Source organism: Clostridium moniliforme, from assembly GCF_017873235.1.
Taxonomy (GTDB): Bacteria; Bacillota; Clostridia; order Clostridiales; family Clostridiaceae; genus Clostridium; species Clostridium moniliforme.
The window spans coordinates 105931-125407 of record NZ_JAGGJZ010000004.1 but is presented as its reverse complement, the minus strand read 5'-3'; the positions used below and the strand labels follow the sequence as shown (position 1 = coordinate 125407).

The following is a 19477-nucleotide window of genomic DNA, read 5'->3' as shown; positions in this document are numbered from 1 at the left end:
ATAATCTAATCTCAATAAGGCTTTAACCTAAAACACAGGCTTTTTTAAAACAAAATTATACTAGTTATATTAAATCCAAATGTTCCATCTAAAACATCTATTAACCCTTTAAACATCTCATGCATTCCACTTATTATAAATGGTAGCATGCTTAAAAAGAATACTAATCCAACTAGCATCTTTAAAGGCATTCCTATTATCATTACATTTAATCCTGAAATACTTCTTGATATTATTCCAGTTATTAAATCTGTTATTATAAGAACAACTATTATTGGTATTGCAAGCTTAATTCCCAAACTAAAATAGCTTAAAAATATCTTTAAAATATAACTTAAATTATTTTTTAATATACATTTACCAATTGGTATTATTTCAAAACTTTTTTGAATAGATACTATTAAAATATGATGTATGTTTAAACTAAAAAACAATACTAATCCTAAAAAATACATTATATTTTCTATAATTGTAGAATTGCTATGAACATTTGGATCATATATACTTGCCATAGATAACCCCAATTGATTATCTATAAGTTTTCCTGCTAACCTTAAACTATAAAAACATATATTAACTATGTATCCTAAAACTAATCCATTAATTGTTTCTAAAAATCCTATATTTATTAATTGAAATATATTTTTAACATCAATATTTGAATCTACATTAAGTCCAATTATTATAGATAAAAATATTGAAAAATAAATCTTAAAACTCTTTGGTGTTCCACTTGGGAATATAATATTAATAGCAATAAAAAAAGCAGTTATTCTAATAAAAATATAAATAAACATATTACTTATTTATAGTAGCTATAATATTAAATAGCTCATTTGTTAACATTATAAGTTTATTAAACATCCATGGACCACCTATAATCAAAACTAATATAATAGCAATAAGTTTAGGTACAAAAGTTAAAGTTTGCTCTTGAATTTGCGTTGTTGCTTGAAATATACTTATTATCAATCCTACAATCAATGCTATTCCCAAAACAGGACCTGCTACCATAATACCTGTTGATAATGCTTTTTTTACTATTGTCATTATTGCCATTTCACTCATAGCCTTTCTCCTATCCTGTAAAACTTTGTATTAAAGATTTCACCAGTAACCCCCATCCGTCAACCATTACAAATAATAATAATTTAAATGGAAGGGATACCATTGCCGGTGGAAGCATAAACATTCCCATAGACATAAGAACACTTGATACTATTAAATCTATAACTAAAAATGGTATATAAATAATAAATCCTATTTGAAATGCCGTTTTTAATTCACTTATAGCAAATGCGGGTACTATTATTGTTAACGGTAAATCTTCTTTATTTTTTACAACTATTTTTTTTGGTGAATTATTTATAAATAACTCTAAATCTTTATCTCTTGTTTGTTTTAATAAAAATCCTACTATTGGTTTTTTTGCCTCTTTCACTGCCTTTGTTAAATTAATTTCTTTTTTTATGTATGGTTGTACCGAATTATCCACAACATCATTAAATACTGGGGTCATTATGAACATAGTTATACACAATGCAAGTCCAATAAGTATTTGATTGGGGATTATTTGCTGAGCACCTAATGCTGATTTAATAAATGAAAATGTAATTATTACTCTCACAAAACTTGTCATCATAAAAATTATTGCTGTTATGAACATAAGCGCTGTCATTAAAAAAAACACTTTAAGTATTGGTGCCATATGAGCATTACTTGTAATAATTTTATTTAATATATCCATTATATTTTTCCTTAATACTTTTTATAATCTCTTTATCTAAAATATCTTTAAAGTTTATTTTAGATAAATTTATAGAATTTTGTTTTTGGGCTTTTTTACTCATTACTTCATTCATTTCATCTTCATTTAATTCTTTTATCTTTTCTGTATTATGTGCTGAGGCTATTAACACGCATCCAGTGGAACCTGTCTTTATAAAATAGAGACTTAAATCTTTATTTAAATTAAATTTTTCAATAACTTGAACATATATACCTGAATTTATTTTATTTATGTTTTTTTTGCTAAGTCTTATAGAAATAACTAATAATAATAATCCAATTGGTATAAATACAATACAATTTATTAAATACTGCATGATTGTTTTATCCATATTTTCTTAAATTCCTCCTTTTTTAACTTCTCTTATTTCTGTAATTCATTAGCACTTACTTTTTTAACATTTCTTTGTTGCATAATTACAATATCAACTCTTCTATTGACTGCTCTATTTTTAGCATTACTATTTGCTACTAATGGCCTATATTCTCCATAGCCATTTGCAGAAAATCTCTTAGGACTAATTTTTTTCACTTCAATAAAATATTGAAGAACAGTTACTGCTCTAGCTGTGGATAGCTCCCAGTTTGAATCATATTTACTATTATGTATTGGAACATTATCAGTATGACCTTGTACACTAATTTCATTAGTTATTTTAGGAATTATGTTACTTATTACATCTAATATTTTAGTACTATCTTTTTTAAGTTCTGCTCTTCCTGAATCAAATAAAATGCTATCACTAAGTTGAAGAACTACTCCAGAATCTTCTTCTCTAACTTTAATAACTTTCTCTAAATCATTTTTCTTTATTATTTCATTTACTTTATCTACAAGATTTTCATATTCTGTTTTAATTGCTGCTTCAGCATTTCCTCCACCAGTTGCCTGATTAGTTGATTTTCCTAACATTGTGTTTTCAAAAGCAGCCGCAATAAGTCTAAGTTTCTTGTTATCAGTTGTGGAAAAGGAATATAATAATATAAAAAATGTTAAAAGCAAAGTTATTGTATCAGCATATGTATCCATCCAACCATTTGAATTAACATCATCTGTCTTTCTTTTTTTACGCAGCATTCATCTCTACCTTCTTATTTCTATTTTTTTCATTCATATATTTTTTCTTTTCTTTTTCTGTTAAAAAACTCATTAATTTTTCTTCTAAAACTCTTGTTGTTTCAGAATTTTTAATACATAAAATACCTACTAAAATCATTTCTTTATTTTCAGCTTCTTTTTCAGCTTTATTTTGTAGGTTAAAGCCTAAAGGATTTAATATTAAATTAGCTAATAAAGCACCATAGAAAGTTGTAATAAGTGCTTTTGCCATTCCACTTGCTATAACATCTGGATTATCAAGTTTTGCAAGCATCTGAATAAGCCCAATAAGAGTACCTAACATACCAAATGCAGGAGCATATGATCCCCATGTCTTAAATATTTTAGCTCCTTTATTATATCTATTTTCAAGTTCCATTATTTTATTGTTCATTACTTCTTCTATTAATTTGTCATCAATTCCATCAATAACTAATTCTAAACCACATTTTAGAAAGTCATCCTTAATTCCTTCAATCTCATTTTCTAAACTAAGTAATCCATCTCTTCTTGCCTTTATAGATAAGTCTTTAAACATATCAATTGTTTTAATCTTTGACATAGAAGGATTTTTAAATAACCTTGAATTCATGCTAAGAAATAACTTAATATCATCTAATGGAAATGTAATTAATACTGCTGCAAAAGAACCTCCTACAGTTATAACTATTGATATAAAATCATAAAATGCATTTATCCCAACAGATCCTTGAGATATAGCAAAAATCATAAACCCTATTCCTAGTAATATCCCAATAGGTGTTAATATATCTTGTTTTTTCATATCTTTAACCTCTTATTTATCTTTTAAGATTTAATATTTCTTGTAATAATTCATCACTAGTTGTTATTACTTTACCTGATGCTTGAAAAGCTCTTGTTGCAACTATCATATCTGTAAACTCTTCTGATAAATCAATATTAGCCATCTCTATAGCTCCTTGATTTATAAGTCCAATTTTTGCTGACTTTTCTCCAGTGTTATACATAGGCTTTCCTGAGTTTGCAGTTTCTGAATAAATATTTCCATTTTTAGCTTCTAATCCAGCATCATTTTGAAATACTGCAAGTTTAAGTGTTTGAAGATTTTCTACTTTAGTTCCATCTTCTAAAAGATATGTTAAATTACCTTCTGTTGAAATATTAAAAGAAACAACTTTCTTTTTTACACCATCAGGTGTTGTCCCATATTCCTTTGGAATTGTAATAGGTTCATTCTTTGTATTTAATACTTTATATCCTTTAGATGTTACTAAATTTCCGTTAGCATCTAAAGAAAAAGAACCATCTCTAGTATATCCTTCAACAATTACATCTTTTTTCTTATCCATTTGAATTACAAAAAATCCATCTCCATCTATTGCTAAATCTGTAGGTCTTCCTGTAGTTTGAATAGCACCTTGAGTCATATATTTTTCTACACTTGCTACTTTAACTCCAATACCAACTTGTCCAGGATTAACTCCACCTACATTGTTTCCTGGTGCACTTGAATATATTATTGTTTGATTTAATGCATCACTAAACCTAACTCCAGATTTTTTAAAAGCAGTAGTCCCTGAATTTGCAACATTATTTCCTACTACATCCATCTTAGTTTGATTAGCTTTCATACCACTTATTCCAGAATACATTGATTTTAACATTTGTATATCCTCCCTATAATCTTATGTTATTTACTTGAATTTACTTTTACTAATTCAGAATACTTAAACTTTTTTATTTCTTTAGTATTATCTAAGGAAACTTCTAAAAATACTGTATTATTTTCCACAGACACACTTTTTATATCCCCAACAAATTTTTTAATACTTCCATTTTCTGTTGAAGAATTTACCTCTACATTTTTCCCAATTAATGATGATGCTGTTTGAAGTGAACTATTAATTAAAATTCCATTATTCATATTTATTAAATTTTTTATAGAATCATTTAAACTCATCATTTGTTCTAAGGAAGAAAATTGTGATAACTGAGTAATATATTGTGATGGATCTTGAGTGTTTAATGGATCTTGATTAGTCATTTGACCTACTAGCATTTTAAGAAATATTTCTTTATTAATTTCTTTTCCTTTTTCAACTATTTTTGTTCCATTTTCAGTTCTATTATTACCTATATCTTTTACACTAGTTATTTTCATACTTATTCTCCTATATTAATAAATTGATATTTGTATCTTCTACAAAAGTATTCTCTAATTCACTATCATTTTCTTTAATAAAAGTCTTTTCTCTTTTTTCTTCTCTATTATTTTCATTAGATTGTCTATTATTATCTTCATTAAAACTATTTTCAAAGTTACCTAATTTAACTTCAACACTCACATCTCTACTATCTAACTTCATATTAATAAGATGATTTTTTATTTCATTTAAATTATCCTTAATCATAAGTAAAGTATCTTTATTAGTTACATTAATAAGGTAATTACTTTTATCTAAAGTCTTTATAACACTTATTTTCATAGTTCCTAATTCTTTAGGATTCATAATTACATTTATTTTTTCTAACTTATGATTTTTAAGATAATTTATTCCCTTAACAACATCATTTTTAATAAATTCTCTCCTAACAACAATAGTTCTATTATCATTTGATATGTTATTTAAATTGTTGTTTTCTATGCTCGTTATATTGGAATTTACCACATTTTTATCTAGATTATTATTAGGTTTTATTTCTAAAACATTATCTATTTTGCTTTTCAAATCTTCCTTTTTATAATCCAAGTTATTTAAATCATTATTTGTTACATTAACATTATTAAAGGTTTTATTATTTATAATTTCCCTATCTTCTTCTAAATGACCATTTTGATTTAATGGTGTTAAATTATTTCCTTTAGTAGTTTCCTCTGTATTTAAATTCAAATTGTTATATTTACTAAATTTATTTTTATCTAATGCTATATAATTTAATATATCCATATCATCTTTGGAAACTTTAACTATATTTCTACTAACCATTAAATCCTTATTATAATTTAATAATTTAGTATTAGCCTTTGCTTCATTAAAAATATTTAAAATATAATCTTTTAAATTATTTAAGCTAATATCGCCTTGTTTATTTTTAGAGATTTCTTTAAAATCTTCTATACTTTTATTACCTATATTTATTAATTCACTAATTTTTTTAATATCACTATTTTCTATTAGTTCAAATATCTTTTCTATTTTATCTAGTTTATATGTACTAATATTTTTAACATTAAATATGCTTTTTAAATCATTACTTTTATTAGCTTTTATATTATTTAAACAACTCTTTATTGTGTTTATGGCATCTATAACTTTTTTAGAATCTTCTTTAACAGCTTCAGTAATGCTTTTACTTTCTTCTTCCTGTGAAATAGTTCCATTAATTATGTTAAGTTTATTTAATAATAAAGATAGGATTTCATTTAATTTGTCATCTATGTTTTCATCTTCATCAGGTTTACCCTTATTAAGAATATTTATATTATCTAAAGCTTTTTCATCTAAAATAGATATAAATTCATCTTTACTTTTCGAATCTTTTTCAATTTCATTACTTTTATAATTAACTTTCATTTGTAATATGTCTATTTTCATAATCTAACTCCTAAACAATTTGAGCTCTATTTCTTAAAAATGCATACATTCCAAACTCATCATTTGCTATTTGTTCCTTATGTTCCTCTTCTTTTACAAAGGCTTTATGCTTATTTTCCTTAAGCTTCTCTAATGACTTTCTTTCTATTTGTCTATTTAAAAGTTCTAATTTAACTTCCTTTAATAAATTATTTTTATCCTTTAAATCTTCATTAGTTTCTTCAATTGACCTTGATAAAGAATATAAATAATTAGAAGCTATTTTTCTTGAAATTGTATCCTCACACTTTATATTATCTGAATACTTTTCATAATTAGCTTTAAGATTTTCTAGTTTTCTTTCTATAAACCTTTTTTCATTTTGCACTTTTGAATATTTAATTTTACTTTCATCTTCATTTTTAATTTTTATATCCAATACCTTTTGAAGTTTAAACCTAAAGTTGTTCAATGCTAATTACCTCTTATCTAAATATATTTTTTAAATTACTTATATTTTCATCAAAAGTATTACTTTCATTTACTCCCTGTTTTAAATAGTTATTAATGTCATCTATAAATTCTATAGATTTATCAATTTTAGGATTTGATCCATTTTCATAGGCTCCTATATTAATTAAATCTTCAGCCTCTTTATACGTAGCTATTAAATCTCTAGCATAAGATGCAAAAGCTTTATGTTCAGCATCACATATATCATTCATAAGACGACTTACACTATTTGATATATCTATTGCTGGATAATGATTTTTGTGAGCTAAATCTCTTGATAAAACTATATGCCCATCTAATATTCCTCTTACAGCATCTGCAATAGGTTCATTAAAATCATCCCCATCAACTAAAACAGTATAAAATGCTGTTATTGAACCTTTATCTGATAATCCACTTCTCTCCATTAATCTTGGCAGTTCAGCAAAAACAGATGGAGTATATCCTTTTTGTGCTGGTGGCTCTCCTATAGCTAATCCAATTTCTCTTTGTGCCATTGCAAACCTTGTAACAGAATCCATCATAAGTATTACTTTTTTACCTTGATCTCTAAAATATTCTGCAATAGATGTTGCAGTTAATGCTCCCTTTAATCTAACTAAAGGTGGCTTATCTGATGTTGCACAAACTACAACTGATTTTTTCATTCCTTCTTCCCCTAAATCTCTCTCTATGAAATCCAGAACTTCTCTACCTCTTTCTCCTATTAATGCAATAACATTAACTTCAGCCTCGGCAGACCTTGCTATCATTCCAAGAGTTGTACTTTTACCAACACCACTTCCTGCAAAAATACCAATTCTTTGCCCTTCACCACATGTAATAAATCCATCAATAGCTTTTATACCTGTTGGCATAACATTTTTAATTCTCTTTCTTTTCATAGGATCAGGTGGAGCCTTAAATAAACTACATAGTTCTCCCCCTAATATTTTGCTGCCATCTATTGGATTGCCTAAAGGGTCAATTACTTTTCCTAAAAGTTTATCACTACACCTAACACTACAAGGCTTCCCACTTGCTATTACTTTGCATCCTGGACCAATTCCAACTAACTCTCCTAAAGGCATAAGTATTATTTGAGATTCCTTAAATCCAACAACTTCACAGTTTATTGGAGTATTACTTACATTGTAGATAGTACAAAGTTCACCAACAGATGCCTTTAATCCTGATACTTCAATAGTAAGACCTATTACTTTTTCTACCTTCCCTTCTGATATAAATGGAGTTATATTTGAAATTTTTCTTAGTTCTTTATGAAAGTCTAAAGATATCATATACCCTCCTATAGCAGTTCACTTCTTACTTTATCTAATACAACATCTAGTCCTACAGTTAACTTTCCATTTCCTATGTCTATCTGTGCATTTCCTTTTTCTATATTATTATCTGGAATAACAAATACTTTTTGATTTGATTTTGATTCATTAATCATTTTATCTATACTTATTTGTAATTTTTCTATGTAATTAGGATTAACTTTTATTATCAAGTCTTTTTTAAGGCTATATTCTTCAATTATTTTTATAAGCATCTTATTCATAGAATCACTTTCTTCAAATTTCTCTTTAAGAACTTGTTCTGCAATTTTAATAGAAATGCTTAATATTTCATGTTTCTTTTCTTCAATATATTTAGCTACACTTTCATTTATTTTAAGTAATGTATTATATCCATCTTCCTTAATCTTTTCACTTTCAGAAATAGCTTTTTCTATATTTTCTTCATAAGCTTCCTTATAACCATCTTCATAGCCATTTTTTAATCCTTGATTGTAGCCCTCTTCATATGCCTTTTTCTCAATAGCCTTAACCTTTTCATTTGCTTCCTTAATTATGTTGTCTTTTTTCTTTTCTGTTTCAAGAATTATATTTTCATATTGTTTTTTTGCTTCTATGATTTTATTTTCTATATTTTCTTTTTCTAAAAGAATCTTTTGTTCAGCACTTAAAAAACCATTTTCTTCAGATTCCTTTAAAATCACCTTACCTTTTACTTCAACATTTTCACTTCTTAATACACCAGTAAATCTAGACAAGGGTTTCTTCCTCCCCTTTTCTACTACTTATAACACCATCTTTTTCAAGTTTTCTAACTATATTTACAATTTTTCTCTTAGCATCATCAACCTGTGATACTTTAACCTTTCCAAGTAATTCAATTTCTTCCTTAAGTTCCTCTGCTGCTCTAGTAGATTGGTTTTCTAATATAATATTTATTATCCTATCATTAGCATCTTTTAATGCTATTGATAAATCTTTTACATTTACATACTTTAATACCTTTTGTACTGAAATTTTATCAAGGTTTACTATATCTTCAAAAGTAAACATATGAGCTTTAATTTCATTAGCTAATGTATTATTTTCATTTTCTAAGTAATTAATAATATTCTTTTCTGTTTTTCCATCAACTTTAGGAAGTATATTTAGAAGATTATCAACACCTGTTGATTCATCCACATTACCATTTTTCTTAGAATTAAGCTTTTTAGTTAAAACATTGTCCACAGCTCTTATTACAATAGGTGATATTTTAGAAATTGTTCCAAGCTTCAGTGCAACTTCCCTTTGCAAGTTTTCATCTAATCCAGATAATATTTCAGCAGACTTTTCTGGTTGAATGTAAGCAAGTATTATTGCAATAGTTTGTGGGCTTTCTCCTATAAGGCATGCTTTTATTGTTTTAGCATCAGATTTTCTTGCTGTAGTGAATACTTTATTATAGGCATCATATTTTATACCTTCCATAAGCTTATTAGCCTTATTTTCATCAAATGCACCTCTTAACAAAGAATTTGCATACTCAATTCCACCCTCTATAGAGAAATTTTTGCTTTTTCTTTCATTTAAAAATTCCTTTAATATCATTTTTCTTTCTTCAGCTGTAACATTATTTATATTAGCTATCTCTACACCTATCTTTTGTATTTGCTTATCTGATAATTTTTTTAATATGTTAGAGGATATATCAGCACCTAATGTCATAAGTAAAACAGCAGCTTTTTTAGGACCACTAATATTTTCTAAGCTTAAACTTTTAAAATCATATGGTTTTTGATTTTTTTCTTCGTTCTTGTACACTTAATACCTCCTCTACTCATTTAGCCATCTCTTTATTAATTCACTTACTTCATCTGGATTATTTGAGGCTAACTTTTTAACTTCTTCTTCAATATTTTCTTCAGAATCATCATTATCTAATTCACTTTCTCTCTCTTTTGTTTTTAATAAATTAGCAAAGTATTCTGTTTCCTTTGACATATCTTCCTCATCTTCTATGTCCGCTTTCTTACCTTTTTTCTTAAATATTATAAATCCTCCAACTAAAAGCATTGTAAGTACTACTGCTATTGCTATCTTCATAGGAGTTATATTTAATTTTTTTTCTTTTCCATCATTAATATCATCTACTTTTCCCTTAGCAAAGTTCATTCCAACAACAGATATACTATCTCCTCTTTTTGTATCCATACCAATTGCAGACTCTACCATATCTTCTACATTTCTCATTACATCATTAGTAATATTTCCATCAATTGCAATGGAAGCGGTTATACGTTTCACATCCCCTGGAGGCGCAAATGTTTTTGTCTCACTCTTTCCTATTTCATACTTAATTGACTCTTCTTTGGATTTATTATCTTGAGATTTTGCATTTGCAGTATTATTCATATTGTTATCTACTGGTGATCCTTTAGTATCTTCATCAGTAGTTGAATTTTCACTCTTTGTAGAAGATGAAATAACTTTTTTAGGATCTAATTTAAGTTCATTTTTTTCTACAGTTTTAGAATTTAAAGTAGCATTTATACCAACTTCAACCTTACCTTCTCCAAAAATAGGTTCAAGCATTGATTTTACTCTCTTTTTTAATTCCTCACTTAATTGCTTTTCAGCATTTTTTGTTCCTGTTAAGCCAGCTACATTAGCAATTTTTCCTGACTCATCATATATTCCCTCTGATAATAAGTCCATATTTTGATCTATTACCTCTACATTTTTTTTAGGAATATTAATTCCACTAGCTGAAACTAATGCTATTATGGATTTTATTTGGCTTTTATCTAACGTTCCACCATCTTTTAAAGAAATATAAACAGCAGCTTTTCCATCTTTACCTTTTCCATTAAATACTGACTGTTCTCCTTGGGTTATATGTACTCTTGCATTATTTACACCAGGAAATGTTTTTATAGTTTTTTCCAGTTCTCCTTGTATCATCCTAGTCTTTTCTATTTTGAATTCTTCATCTGTCATAGAAAGATTTGAGCCTTTGTCCATTAATTCAAATCCCTTTGACCCATTACTTATCTTTGGAGATAATTCTATTCTTAACTTATCTACTTGATCTTTAGGTACAAGAATTGAATCTCCCTCTATTTTTGTATCAACTTTTTTATCTTCTAAAGACTTTGTGACATTTGCAGCATCTACAGAATCTAATCCTGAAAATAATACTTTATATTTATTTTTCCTACTATAATTTATAGTAAAAATTATTGCTAATATTAATGTTACTATTCCAATACCTATGGCAACCTTAGTGCCAACTTTTAAATTTTTAACTTTTTCTAATAAATTTTTAGAAAAACCTTTTATTTTATCTATTAAATTATTTTGCATACTATCTTCCTTTTGTTAAAGACTTTTATAATTGCATTCTATTTATTTCTTGATAGGCTTCAACAACCTTGTTTCTAGTTTCTATAAGTAGTTGCATTGATATTTGCGCCTCTTGCATTGATAACATAACATCATGCATATTAACATTTTCACCTTTAATTAAGCCTTCAGCTTTATTATCTGCATTTACTTGAAGCTCATTTACTTTATTTATTGCATCTCCTAGCACTTTAGAAAAACTTCCACTATTTTCTTTAGTTTCTACTACTTTTTGTGCATCAAAGTTATTCACTAATGAATTTAACTCTCCTACTGCTCCTATATTCATTTTATCCCCCTATTACTTACCAATTTCTAAAGCCTTAGAAATCATATTTTTTTGTGCATTTAAAGAATCAACATTAGATTCATAAGATCTAGATGCTGTTATTAAATCAGACATCTCAACTAATAAATCAACATTAGGATATTCTACATATCCATCCTTATCAGCATCAGGATGATTTGGATTATAAACTTTTTTAAGTGGTGATTTATCATTTTCTAATTTAACTGCCTTAACACCTAACATTCCTAACTTTCTATCATAATTTTCAGAAAAAACAGCTATCTTTCTTACATATGCACCACCATTTTTAGTTCTAGTTGTTCTTGAATTTGCAATATTTGATGATATTACATCTAATCTTAATCTTTCAGCACTTAATCCACTAGCACTTATTCTCATTCCACTGAATATACTCATTTTTATTACCTTCCACTTATTGCACTTTTAGCCATAGCTAATTTAATGTTTGTAATGCTTATCAAACTATTATACATAAGAGTATTTGCAGCTTGATCTACCTTTTCACTTTCTAAATCTACATTATTTCCATCTGCTCTCATACTTGTTGATTTATCTTCTTTAACTTCAATAGCATTTTTTTTATTTGTTTCATATAAACTTTCTTCAAATGTAACGTATTTTCTTTTATATCCTGGTGTATTAACATTTGCAATATTATTTGCTATTGTCTCTCCTCTTAACTTAGCAACATCTAAGCTTGTTTTTATTAATCCATAAAGCTCCATACCTTCCTCCTTATTAATACTTATAAAATTTTAATTATTAAGATATATTTTTATCGTTATTTGAGTATATTTATATTAGTTTATCGTTAATAACTAAAACTTCTATAAATTTAATCTTTTTAACAACAAAAAAACCACTTACAAAGTAAGCAGCCTAAAATCAAAAAAAATACAACAAAATAAAAATAAGATAATTTTTCTTATTTTACTTTATAGTGCAACTGGCTGGCATAATATTTGATCTTAGCCCCTATAGCTTTGCGTCATTAGGTTTCCCTAATTTTGCTAATTATTAAATTATACTATATTTTATATTATATACTATTTAATTACATTTTTCTACATATTATTTAAATTTAATACACTCTCTCTTCATATATATAACATATTATTATTTTTATGTTCATTTTGGTAACTTTTGGTTTAATTTTTTATAATTTATTTTGCTATACTAATTAAAAAAATAATATCTTATTACTTATAATCTCATCATATTATTTGATATATAAAAAGGATAAAGCAAATTTGCTTTATCCTTTTTTAAATTCTATAATATTATCTTAAAAGTTGCATTACACCTTCTGGTTGATTCTTAGCTTGTGCTGCCATTGCTTGAGATGCTTGTGTTAATAAATTGAATTTTGATAATGTCATCATTTCCTTTGCAACATCAACGTCTCTTATTCTTGATTCAGCTGCTGTTAAGTTTTCACTTGAAGTGCTTAAGTTTGATTGCGCACTTTCTAATCTGTTTTGTATTGCTCCGAAGTTAGCTCTTGAAGTATTTACTGTTTCTAAAGCCTTATCTAAAGTAGTTATCATTTTTTGTGCTGCTTTAGTTCCAGCTTCTCCATCTACTTTCATTGCATCTATATCAGTTTGTTCTATTCCTAATGATTTTGTACCTAAATTATTAATTTTAACTGTTAATTGTTGTCCTTCATTAGCTCCAACTTGTAATTTAATTTCTTTACCATTAATATCTTTTTCTTCTACTTTTCCTATCTTTACTTTTGAACCTACTGTAGCTGTATCTATCTCAGAAGTTGATTTTATTGTAAATTCCTTTCCTCCAGCTTTAAAATCCATTATAGTTCCTGCAGCAATTTTTGCATTTTTGCTTGTATATTTATATGTATCTGAACCAACCTTTATGCTTAATTCCTTAGATCCACTATTAACTGTTACTTCAATATCACCAGCACTCATTTCATCTACATTTAATCCTACTACAGAATAAGCTGCTTCTTCTGTAAATATTTTCTTCTTACCTATTGATGTTTCTCCATTTAATAAATTTTTACCATTAAATTGAGTTGATCCTGCTATTCTATCAATTTCACTATGTAATTGAGTTAACTCTTCAACAATCTTAGCTCTATCTGATCCTGAATTTGTTTCATTTGATGCTTGTACTGAAAGTTCTCTCATTCTTTGAGTGATGTTTCCGATTTCTTCTGTTGCACCTTCTGCTGTTTGAATCATTGATACACCATCTTGAGTGTTTCTTGATGCTTGGTCTAATCCTCTAATTTGGCTTCTCATCTTTTCTGATATTGCTAGTCCTGCTGCATCATCTCCAGCTTTATTAATTCTTAATCCTGAAGATATCTTTCCCATTGCTGTTCCAGCTAAAGCTGTATTTTTGCTCATTGCATTTAATGCTGTCATAGCATTCATATTTGTATTAATTCTCATAATTTTTACTCTCCTTAGTATTTAAAATTTGACATCCTTGTCCGTACTTTATATTTTACTTAAATAACTATTTTTCTATATTGATTATCTTAAAAGTTGCATTACGCCTTCTGGTTGGTTCTTAGCTTGTGCTGCCATTGCTTGAGATGCTTGTGTTAATAAGTTGAATTTTGATAATGTCATCATTTCCTTTGCAACATCAACGTCTCTTATTCTTGATTCAGCTGCTGTTAAGTTTTCACTTGAAGTGCTTAAGTTTGATTGTGCACTTTCTAATCTGTTTTGTATTGCTCCAAAGTTAGCTCTTGAAGTGTTTACTTTTTCTAAAGCTTTATCTAAAGTAGTTATCATTTTTTGTGCTGCATCAGTTCCAGCTGATCCATCAGCTTTCATTGCATCTATATCTTTTTGTTCTATTCCTAATGATTTTGTTCCTAAATTATTAATTTTAACTGTTAATTGTTGTCCTTCGTTAGCTCCAACTTGTAAATTAATTTCTTTTCCAAGTATATCAGTTTTTTTAGACTCTATAATTTCACCATTATCAGCTGATGTTTTTGCCTTGCTTACTTCAATTTTAATAGAATTGTTACTTGTATCTTTTAATATTACTTCTTTATTTGCATCAAAAGTTCCTTGTACAGACATATCAAAATCTGTCCCAGTAAAGGTTTTTCCATTTGCTACTACAGTAATATTAGTTTGTTTAGCAGATTTTCCATTTGCAATTGTTATTTTTACATCTGCTGTCTTCGTAGCTTCACTTAAATCTAATCCTTTTATAACATAATCTGCTTTAGGAACAAAAGTTTCTTTTTCACCAATCTTTGTTTCTCCATTTAATAAATTCTTACCATTAAACTGAGTTGAACCTGCTATTCTATCAATTTCACTATGTAATTGAGTTAACTCTTCAACAATCTTCGCTCTATCTGATCCTGAGTTTGTTTCATTAGATGCTTGTACTGAAAGTTCTCTCATTCTTTGAGTGATGTTTCCGATTTCTTCTGTTGCACCTTCTGCTGTTTGAATCATTGATACACCATCTTGAGTGTTTCTTGATGCTTGGTCTAATCCTCTAATTTGGCTTCTCATCTTTTCTGATATTGCTAGTCCTGCTGCATCATCTCCAGCTTTATTAATTCTTAATCCTGAAGATATCTTTCCCATTGCTGTTCCAGCTAAAGCTGTATTTTTGCTCATTGCATTTAATGCTGTCATAGCATTCATGTTTGTATTAATTCTCATAATTTTTACTCTCCTTAGTATTAAAAAATTTTTTCGACATCCTTGTCTTTTTTATAAGCAATATTTACCTAAAATATAACCTATTATACATATCGGTAAATAGAATTATTACTTTATACTCTTTTTGAAAAAATATTTAATTTATTTTTATTCATATTTGCATAGACAGTATTTACATTTTTTTTGATTTTATATGAATTTAATTCTTTTCTAACTTCTATAATTTTATTTCCTAATAATTTTTTTATTTCATTATCTATTTTTATTATTTCAGAATTTTTATAATGATTCTTAAAGCTTTCTAAATCTTCATTTCTTAAACTATCAATAATTTCTTGTCTTTTTTCTATGTTATACTCTAATTTCTCATTATCTATATCATCTTCATTTAAAATTTTTAGAATCTCTAAAGAAATATTTTTATATAAATTTATCATATTAAAATCCTCTATTATTTCATAAGATAACTTAACTGTGCATTAATTTTAGTCATATTTGATTCTAAAAGTGCAAACTTTTTATAAAGTTTATCTTCTTTCTTTTGCATCTTTGCCTTTAGTTCTTTTATATGTATTTCTTGTTTTCTTATTTGTTCTGAATAAAGATTATTTACTGCTGTAGATGAATTATTCATTCCAGCTTTCTTTACAAATAATCCTGAAGAACTTCCAGCATAATTGTAGGTTATATCTTTAATATTAGAAAAAGCCTCTGTTGCAGTTTTAAATACACTTTCTCCATTTTTCTCTAATGCCTCTTTAAATTTATCTTCATCAAGATTTAATTGACCTTGATTGTTATAATTAGAACTTGGTTTTATTCCAATATCAATTAATGTGAATCCAGTACTTTCTATAATACCTGATACTGATGTTCTAATTTTATCCATAAATTGGCGCATCTCTTTATCATTTCTTAAAATACCTTTTTTAGCTTTATCTTCCCACTTTTTAATTTGCTCTTCACTCATATCATCTCTTTGTGCTTGTGTAAGAGGTTTATAATTTCTTTCCTTCTTCTCTGTTATTGAATCATAAATACCTTTAATAACTTTATTATATTCATCAACAAAACCTTTCATCTTCTCTACTGCACTTGAGGTGTCAGTTTTTGAAGTCAGTGAAATATTCTCTTTACTTACTCCATTTACACTATATGTAATATTGTCTATAGTGAAAGTATTGCTTTCCTTTTCTATGGTTCTTATTTCTTTACCTTCTATGTCAAAAACTTTTATAAGGTTATTACTTCCATTTACAGTTCCAATATTTCCAACTAATTTATCTCCATCTTTCAGTTCTAATTTTTCAAATAATTCCCCTTCAAATGTTAGCTTAGAATTTACTCCTGTTTTATTAGTTTTTATAATGAATTTTTCAGTCATTTCACTAAAGGAAGCTTGTACTTCATTTTTAGGAAATTTACTATTAATAACTTTTATTACATCACTAATATTTTTTGCATCCTTTAAATCAATATCTATACCATTTATTTTTATTTTAGTGTCAGTAAGTCCTAAATCAGATAGTTTTGTATCTATAGTTAAGTTAGACTTAGAACTTTGCAGTTCTGCCACTTTAGCTATCTTATCTATCTTAAAATTATAATTAATGCTATCAGCATCTAATCCAGCTGTTGCACTTATTATTGAACTATCAGAACTATTTATAGCCATTGTACTATATACTTTACTAACCATCATTGAATCTTTAGAACCTACTGAAAAATATTTATCATATAAACCTTTAACATCTTTAATAACATTTCTATACTTTTCTTGTTTCCATTCATTTATTTGACGCTTTTGTTCTTCGCTATCTATTTTAGCTTGATCCTTTACAACCATCCCCTTAACCATTTGGTCAATGTCCATGCCTGTTGCCATACCTGTTATTCTATTTGTATTGCTTGTTTGATTATTGGCTGAATTTATTTGTGGCATTTTTCATCCTCCCTTTTATAATCCCTTTGCCTTCTTGCTTATTTCATACCAAGTGTTTCTAACCTCTTCAATAAGGGGTAGTACTTCATCTATTATATTTATATCCTTTTTAAGATTTGCTTCTTCTAACTTATCTTTTATAAATTCATATACTTTAAAAAGATTTTCGAAATCTTCTCCTAAACTTCTATCTAAAGTTGCCATAAGTTCTGTAAATATATCTTGTACTCTTACTAACTCCTTATGTGCTTTTTCTATATTTTTATTTTGGATAGCCATTTTTGCTATTTTTGTATATTTAACTGCTCCATCAACTAACATTAAAAGAAGTTGATCTTTAGATGCCATGTTTACAGTATTACTTTTATATGCATTATATGGATTATTACTACTGCTATACATTTTAGTCCTCCTATTTTAGCTCTTTTAATAAATCTAAATTACCCCTAACAGCCTTCTTATTTTCTTCCTTTACTCTCTCATATACTTCTTTTCTAAGGATAGTAACATCCTTTGGTGCTTCAATAGCTATTTTTACACTGCCGTCTTCTATTTTAGTTATTTTAATTTCTATATCATCACCAATTAATATAGATTCATCTTTTTTTCTTGTAACTACTAACATATTAATTTCTCCTAACTAAAGGATGTTTAGTATTATATTTATCCCCTTGTATTATAAATTGTCTACCAAGTTTATTTTTAATATTAATAACTAAAGGTGCCTTTAAATTAATAGTGCTACTTTCTAAAGTTTTTCCTAAAGTTATAATAGTTAAAATTAAAACATCCTTAGGGTTTTCTATTTGTAACTCTTTAATAGTTTCATCATTTAAATCAATTTCATACTCATTATAAATTTCAAAAGGATTAATAGTTGCAAAACTTACTTCATTATCTAAAGATTCAACAATTTTAAATCTATTATTATTTTCTAAATCTTTAATTTCAAATTCATTAATATTTTCAAATCCTGGAATTCCCTTTTCAAATACTACTTTCATAAAATATCTCCTATCTTAAATAATCTAATAAAGTACCTTGAATTAATTTTGCTCCAACTTGTAAGCTTGCCATATATACCATTTGTGCTTCCTTTAAATGTATAAATTCCTTTGAAAAATCTACATCTTGCATATTTGAGTAATTTTTTTTCATAGATAAAATATTTTCATCATTTGTCTCTTTTACTTTATCTATTGTATTAGTTCTAGCCCCAACAATTGATCTGTTGTTTAATATATCATTCATATAATTATCTATTTTAGTAGATAATTTTCCTATCTTTTCAGTATCTACAGTATCCCCATTTAAAGCTTCACTTAACTCTTCAAATAAATTTAATCCTTCTTCTCCTCCAGTTACTTCATTAACTGTAAGATTATAGCTTATATTAAGTCCACTAGAAATTGCACTAGTTAGCTTTTTATTTAAATCTCCATTATCTTTATTTGCTATTGTTAATGAAACAACTCCATTTTCATCTACCTTAGTGTTTATAGGTTTATCATCTGTAAGTTGTCCACCAAAAATATACTTTCCAGCATATGTTGTGTTTAAACTTTCTCCTATTTGTTTAATTTTTTCATTAACCTCTGCTCTAACAGCTGCTATCTCGTTTTTACCAAAAGCTCCACTTATAGATGTTAACTTAGTTTTAATATCACTACTTAAATTAGCTATTCTATCTAAAGATTCATCTGTAATATCAAGCCAACCTGTAATTTCATCACAGTTATAATTATATTTTTCAGTATTTTGTATTTCATTTTGTATATTTAGTATCTTTACTGTTTTAAATGGATCATCAGATATTCTGTTAACCTGTTTTTCTGTATTTAATTTTTCATTTATAACATCCATATTTTGAAGATTATTTTGAACATCTCTTAAATAGCTGCTCATAATACTGTTATTTGTTATTCTCATA

General features: G+C 26.8%; 25 protein-coding genes and 1 riboswitch. All 25 genes read right to left on the bottom strand.

Annotation, left to right across the window (positions count from 1 at the left end; genetic code table 11):
* Positions 1 to 44: 44 nt before the first annotated feature.
* The 25 genes from J2Z53_RS08130 to J2Z53_RS08010 all read right to left on the bottom strand — a co-directional run bounded on the left by J2Z53_RS08130 (position 45) and on the right by J2Z53_RS08010 (position 19476).
* Complete coding sequence (locus J2Z53_RS08130; RefSeq protein WP_209796993.1) at positions 45 to 797, bottom strand: flagellar biosynthetic protein FliR; 753 nt, start codon at positions 795 to 797, stop codon at positions 45 to 47.
* Between the two features lies 1 nt (position 798).
* Entirely contained in the window at positions 799 to 1068 is a 270-nt protein-coding gene (gene fliQ / locus J2Z53_RS08125; protein WP_209796992.1) for a flagellar biosynthesis protein FliQ, read from the bottom strand.
* Between the two features lie 10 nt (positions 1069 to 1078).
* The gene (fliP, locus tag J2Z53_RS08120; RefSeq protein ID WP_209796991.1) at positions 1079 to 1747 is read right to left on the bottom strand and encodes a flagellar type III secretion system pore protein FliP; all 669 of its coding nucleotides are present in this window, start codon (positions 1745 to 1747) and stop codon (positions 1079 to 1081) included.
* A complete protein-coding gene (locus tag J2Z53_RS08115; protein ID WP_209796990.1) occupies positions 1731 to 2120 on the bottom strand; it encodes a flagellar biosynthetic protein FliO in 390 nt (129 codons plus the stop codon). Before J2Z53_RS08115 ends, fliP begins: the two co-directional genes overlap by 17 nt.
* Before the next feature lie 32 nt (positions 2121 to 2152).
* The gene (locus J2Z53_RS08110) at positions 2153 to 2866 is read right to left on the bottom strand and encodes an OmpA/MotB family protein (RefSeq protein WP_209796989.1); all 714 of its coding nucleotides are present in this window, start codon (positions 2864 to 2866) and stop codon (positions 2153 to 2155) included.
* Positions 2856 to 3671 (bottom strand): motility protein A, encoded by an 816-nt coding sequence (locus J2Z53_RS08105; protein ID WP_209796988.1) that lies wholly within the window; start codon positions 3669 to 3671, stop codon positions 2856 to 2858. The genes J2Z53_RS08110 and J2Z53_RS08105 overlap by 11 nt, the downstream gene beginning before the upstream one ends.
* A 16-nt stretch (positions 3672 to 3687) precedes the next feature.
* On the bottom strand, positions 3688 to 4533 hold the full coding sequence (locus tag J2Z53_RS08100) for a flagellar hook-basal body complex protein (protein ID WP_209796987.1): 846 nt from the start codon (positions 4531 to 4533) through the stop codon (positions 3688 to 3690).
* A gap of 26 nt (positions 4534 to 4559) precedes the next feature.
* The gene (locus J2Z53_RS08095) at positions 4560 to 5030 is read right to left on the bottom strand and encodes a flagellar hook assembly protein FlgD (protein ID WP_209796986.1); all 471 of its coding nucleotides are present in this window, start codon (positions 5028 to 5030) and stop codon (positions 4560 to 4562) included.
* Between the two features lie 10 nt (positions 5031 to 5040).
* Entirely contained in the window at positions 5041 to 6465 is a 1425-nt protein-coding gene (locus J2Z53_RS08090) for a hypothetical protein (protein WP_209796985.1), read from the bottom strand.
* Positions 6466 to 6475: 10 nt separating this feature from the next.
* Positions 6476 to 6916, bottom strand: coding sequence for a flagellar export protein FliJ (gene fliJ / locus J2Z53_RS08085; protein WP_209796982.1), 441 nt, complete (start codon positions 6914 to 6916; stop codon positions 6476 to 6478).
* A gap of 13 nt (positions 6917 to 6929) precedes the next feature.
* Positions 6930 to 8237 carry a flagellar protein export ATPase FliI gene (fliI, locus tag J2Z53_RS08080; RefSeq protein ID WP_209796980.1) on the bottom strand — a complete coding sequence of 436 codons (1308 nt, stop codon included), beginning with the start codon at positions 8235 to 8237 and terminating at the stop codon, positions 6930 to 6932.
* 8 nt (positions 8238 to 8245) lie between these two features.
* A complete protein-coding gene (locus J2Z53_RS08075) occupies positions 8246 to 8998 on the bottom strand; it encodes a FliH/SctL family protein (RefSeq protein ID WP_209796978.1) in 753 nt (250 codons plus the stop codon).
* The gene (fliG, locus tag J2Z53_RS08070; RefSeq protein ID WP_327786706.1) at positions 8991 to 10043 is read right to left on the bottom strand and encodes a flagellar motor switch protein FliG; all 1053 of its coding nucleotides are present in this window, start codon (positions 10041 to 10043) and stop codon (positions 8991 to 8993) included. Before fliG ends, J2Z53_RS08075 begins: the two co-directional genes overlap by 8 nt.
* A 12-nt stretch (positions 10044 to 10055) precedes the next feature.
* The gene (gene fliF, locus J2Z53_RS08065) at positions 10056 to 11585 is read right to left on the bottom strand and encodes a flagellar basal-body MS-ring/collar protein FliF (protein WP_209796975.1); all 1530 of its coding nucleotides are present in this window, start codon (positions 11583 to 11585) and stop codon (positions 10056 to 10058) included.
* 25 nt (positions 11586 to 11610) lie between these two features.
* Positions 11611 to 11913 (bottom strand): flagellar hook-basal body complex protein FliE, encoded by a 303-nt coding sequence (fliE, locus tag J2Z53_RS08060; protein ID WP_209796973.1) that lies wholly within the window; start codon positions 11911 to 11913, stop codon positions 11611 to 11613.
* Between the two features lie 12 nt (positions 11914 to 11925).
* Positions 11926 to 12330, bottom strand: a complete 405-nt coding sequence (gene flgC, locus J2Z53_RS08055) for a flagellar basal body rod protein FlgC (RefSeq protein ID WP_209796972.1) — start codon at positions 12328 to 12330, stop codon at positions 11926 to 11928.
* Between the two features lie 5 nt (positions 12331 to 12335).
* Entirely contained in the window at positions 12336 to 12659 is a 324-nt protein-coding gene (locus tag J2Z53_RS08050; RefSeq protein ID WP_209796971.1) for a flagellar basal body protein, read from the bottom strand.
* Positions 12660 to 12872: 213 nt separating this feature from the next.
* Positions 12873 to 12956: riboswitch (cyclic di-GMP riboswitch) on the bottom strand.
* Positions 12957 to 13214: 258 nt separating this feature from the next.
* Complete coding sequence (flgL, locus tag J2Z53_RS08045; protein WP_209796970.1) at positions 13215 to 14357, bottom strand: flagellar hook-associated protein FlgL; 1143 nt, start codon at positions 14355 to 14357, stop codon at positions 13215 to 13217.
* Positions 14358 to 14441: 84 nt separating this feature from the next.
* Entirely contained in the window at positions 14442 to 15605 is a 1164-nt protein-coding gene (gene flgL / locus J2Z53_RS08040) for a flagellar hook-associated protein FlgL (protein ID WP_209796969.1), read from the bottom strand.
* Between the two features lie 113 nt (positions 15606 to 15718).
* Positions 15719 to 16042 (bottom strand): flagellar protein FliT, encoded by a 324-nt coding sequence (locus J2Z53_RS08035; protein ID WP_209796968.1) that lies wholly within the window; start codon positions 16040 to 16042, stop codon positions 15719 to 15721.
* Between the two features lie 14 nt (positions 16043 to 16056).
* Positions 16057 to 17547, bottom strand: coding sequence for a flagellar filament capping protein FliD (fliD, locus tag J2Z53_RS08030; RefSeq protein ID WP_209796967.1), 1491 nt, complete (start codon positions 17545 to 17547; stop codon positions 16057 to 16059).
* A gap of 15 nt (positions 17548 to 17562) precedes the next feature.
* Entirely contained in the window at positions 17563 to 17949 is a 387-nt protein-coding gene (gene fliS / locus J2Z53_RS08025; protein WP_209796965.1) for a flagellar export chaperone FliS, read from the bottom strand.
* A gap of 10 nt (positions 17950 to 17959) precedes the next feature.
* A complete protein-coding gene (gene csrA, locus J2Z53_RS08020; protein ID WP_209796964.1) occupies positions 17960 to 18172 on the bottom strand; it encodes a carbon storage regulator CsrA in 213 nt (70 codons plus the stop codon).
* 1 nt (position 18173) lies between these two features.
* Positions 18174 to 18551: a flagellar assembly protein FliW gene (gene fliW / locus J2Z53_RS08015; protein ID WP_209796963.1), complete on the bottom strand. Its 378-nt coding sequence runs from the start codon at positions 18549 to 18551 to the stop codon at positions 18174 to 18176.
* Positions 18552 to 18561: 10 nt separating this feature from the next.
* Positions 18562 to 19476, bottom strand: a complete 915-nt coding sequence (locus J2Z53_RS08010; protein WP_209796962.1) for a flagellin N-terminal helical domain-containing protein — start codon at positions 19474 to 19476, stop codon at positions 18562 to 18564.
* Between the last annotated feature and the right edge of the window lies 1 nt (position 19477).